This window comes from Gammaproteobacteria bacterium (genome assembly GCA_003696665.1).
Classification (GTDB): Bacteria; Pseudomonadota; Gammaproteobacteria; order Enterobacterales.
Genome location: RFGJ01000341.1, coordinates 1 through 2,582, shown reverse-complemented (window position 1 = coordinate 2,582; position 2,582 = coordinate 1). Strand labels below are relative to the sequence as shown.

The 2,582-nt window shown below is 50.3% G+C and carries 4 protein-coding genes; 2 read left to right on the top strand and 2 right to left on the bottom strand.

The features are described from left to right. Nucleotides 1-212: 212 nt before the first annotated feature. Nucleotides 213-1,082, top strand: a complete 870-nt coding sequence (locus tag D6694_08920; GenBank protein ID RMH41421.1) for a hypothetical protein — start codon at nucleotides 213-215, stop codon at nucleotides 1,080-1,082. A gap of 226 nt (nucleotides 1,083-1,308) precedes the next feature. On the opposite strand, the gene D6694_08915 is transcribed toward D6694_08920, so the two are convergent. Together D6694_08915 and D6694_08910 are read right to left on the bottom strand one after the other, a co-directional pair. Continuing rightward, nucleotides 1,309-1,647 (bottom strand): nucleotidyltransferase domain-containing protein, encoded by a 339-nt coding sequence (locus tag D6694_08915; protein ID RMH41420.1) that lies wholly within the window; start codon nucleotides 1,645-1,647, stop codon nucleotides 1,309-1,311. Further along, nucleotides 1,640-2,062 (bottom strand): nucleotidyltransferase, encoded by a 423-nt coding sequence (locus tag D6694_08910; GenBank protein RMH41419.1) that lies wholly within the window; start codon nucleotides 2,060-2,062, stop codon nucleotides 1,640-1,642. Before D6694_08910 ends, D6694_08915 begins: the two co-directional genes overlap by 8 nt. 161 nt (nucleotides 2,063-2,223) lie before the next feature. On the opposite strand from D6694_08910, the gene D6694_08905 reads away from it, so the two are divergent. After that, the coding region (locus D6694_08905; protein ID RMH41418.1) for a hypothetical protein at nucleotides 2,224-2,582 on the top strand (359 nt) is incomplete at its 3' end.

The following is a 2,582-nucleotide window of genomic DNA, read 5'->3' as shown; positions in this document are numbered from 1 at the left end:
TGACCTATGATCCTGATTCATTCAAAGTTACGGGTGTAGATTTGGGAGGGTTTGTACACGGGGGGCTTGTTTCTTCCAATTTTGGACAAAAAGGCCGGGCGCGCGTTGGAATAATACATCCCGAAGGAGTAAATGGTAGCGGAACCCTTTTAACTCTTAGGGGCACGAAGCTGAACCCACTTGGTGCTTTTATCCGTTCGGGAACAGTGCGCATGGCAGATATTGATGGAAAGACACGCATGATTGCTTTGCGGTTTGTTAATCCAGATGTGAGCAACCAGGTTCAAAATGGCGGAAATAAAGAAAAAGAGGTCATTGACTCACAAGAGCCTCTGGTAGTCCAAATTGGTACAGGGATTACGAGCAGGGAAGAGGAGGGCTCAATTCAAAAGGAATCAGAATCGGCTAACTCTGATTCTGCTTCTAAAGAGGTAGAGGGTGAATATCCGTTTGAGGCGGAAAAAGAAGGGCAGCGCGACTCGCGCTATGTGGAAGATCAAGAGCCGAAAGTCGATAAAAAATTCAAAAAGAAATTTGTTGACGAGGGAAATGGCAACTCAGAGAGAGAGTTAGTACAACTAGGGTCTACAGATAAACCTCTTGATGGGTACGTATTTAAAGATGAAAGCTTTTTAAAGTTGTTAAATGCTATCTGCGATAAAAAAAAGCAGTATTGGTATCAAAATCCATTTCTTTTAACATCAGGAAAGTCTTCAGTGGTTGAAATAATGCTGCCTGCTGGTGAGTATAACTTGGATAATTTTGTTGTCGAAGGCGGGAGAGTATTAGGTTGTAGAGTTGATAAAAGTAAAACAATTGTGAAGATATATCCTTTAGAAAATGTGAAGGAAGTAAACTTGTTTGTTTTTTCTGGTAACGAACTTAAATTGATTCCAATATTTATTAGAAAATACAAAAATCTGCCATGGTCTATTCATGCCCCGGATAGAAATGGTATCAATTCCTATATAAAAGATTGGGTGAAGAAAAATGTAGTAGATGGAATGGCTGTTTCTGGTATTGAAGATCTTTTGGATGTTTTGGTTAATTATGCTGTACAGGCAGGATATAGCTGCGATTAAAAAATGAGTTGGCGGCTGGATTCGTGAGGAAGCCAGTCGGCACATCTACTAATTGCTTGCGATCCCATTTTTGCAGACGATTTTGTTATAAAACTTCGGTGGTTAAAATGTCACCCGTGGACACTGCCGGCCCGCCAGGTTGGCGGAGTGGCAACGTGGCGCGCGGCGAGGACGGCCTTCGGCCTGTGCGCGGTGCGTTAAAGGCAAGGGCGGTGCGGGGGGGGGCTTATGGGGCCGATGAGTTCCCCTGGTTGTTATGGGAGTCACCGGCTGCCTGTACCACCTCACAGTGCGCTTCGATGTGGCGGCGGAATTCCGGGGAGATGCGCTGCCAGTCGAGCAGGTCGACGCGGATCGGCAGGTCGGACTCTTCAAAGGCATCCTGCAGGCGGTAATAGAGTTTTCTCTCCAGGGGCTGGTCGGTCATGACGACCAGGTCAAGGTCGGAGTGCGGCCGTGCTTTGCCCGTGACCCGTGAGCCGAAGGCGCGGACTTCGTAACCGGGGACGTGTCTCTGTAGAATCTTTTGTACCTTTTTCAGCCAGTTTTCGGGCAGGTCAGGCATTTTTGGCTTCCAGCGCCGCCAGCAGCTTCTGGGCTGCAGGGAGAAATTCGACCGCGGTTTCGTAGACGTCCTGTGCGACTGTTTCGTCGTAGACGTGAGATGTCTGGTTGCGGGCCCGGTGAAACACCATCCAGGTTTCGACATCGTCAATCAGCTTCACTTCCGTCGCCAGGCGAAACAGATGACGACGGGTCACCCCTTCGACTTCGGTGGAAGAAAGGTTGATCTCCAGCCAGCGTTTGATGAATTTCCAGCACAGCTCATAGGTGAATTCAAAGTTCTGGATGGCGCCGGCAATCATGGCGTTTTTCTGCACGTCGGTCAGGCCGTTCATGAACTGATCGTTGCCAGTCTCTTTCAAAACGTTTTCCAGAGACGTCACGGCTTTTTTCAGGCTGGAAAGGTCGAGGTCCATGTGTGTGCCCCTGCTGTGGTTGCGGGTGTGATTCCTGATGTCATCGGTAAAATAACATGAGGCCTTCGAAATGAGAAAGTCCGCTGTTCTTTCATGGTCAGAGCCTGCCGCCCTGGCTATCCTCCCTTTCTCATTCGGCCCTTTTCTGGCACCATAAGCCCATGTCCAAACCGATACTGGCAACATTCGAGCTGAGCGAGGATTTGTGGCGGGAGTTTTTTGAGGCCCATTACCGCCGCGACCGCAACCTGAAGTGGCGCGCGCTCTGGGGCGGTTGCTGTATTGTCATCGGCAGCATGGGCTTTGGCGGGTTTTATCACAACCCGTACATTGCCGGGCTGCTGCTGGCGACCGGCTTTTTCGGTGTGCTGTCCCGGCCGCTGCTGGTGTTGCGTTCCGTGCGCAAGGCGCTCAGGCACCCGTTTTGCGGCCAGGAACTGACGGTGCGTATCGACGGCGACGAAATCGCCGTGCGCAGTGGCGATGCCGGCTACGTGCAGCACCTGTCCGATTTTGCCGG

Coding starts and splice junctions, on each gene's coding strand:
- D6694_08915 (RMH41420.1), bottom strand. CDS start 1,647: ATGCCTGACCTGCCCGAAAACTGGCTGAAAAAGGTACAAAAGATTCTA.
- D6694_08920 (RMH41421.1), top strand. CDS start 213: ATGGCAGATATTGATGGAAAGACACGCATGATTGCTTTGCGGTTTGTT.
- D6694_08910 (RMH41419.1), bottom strand. CDS start 2,062: ATGGACCTCGACCTTTCCAGCCTGAAAAAAGCCGTGACGTCTCTGGAA.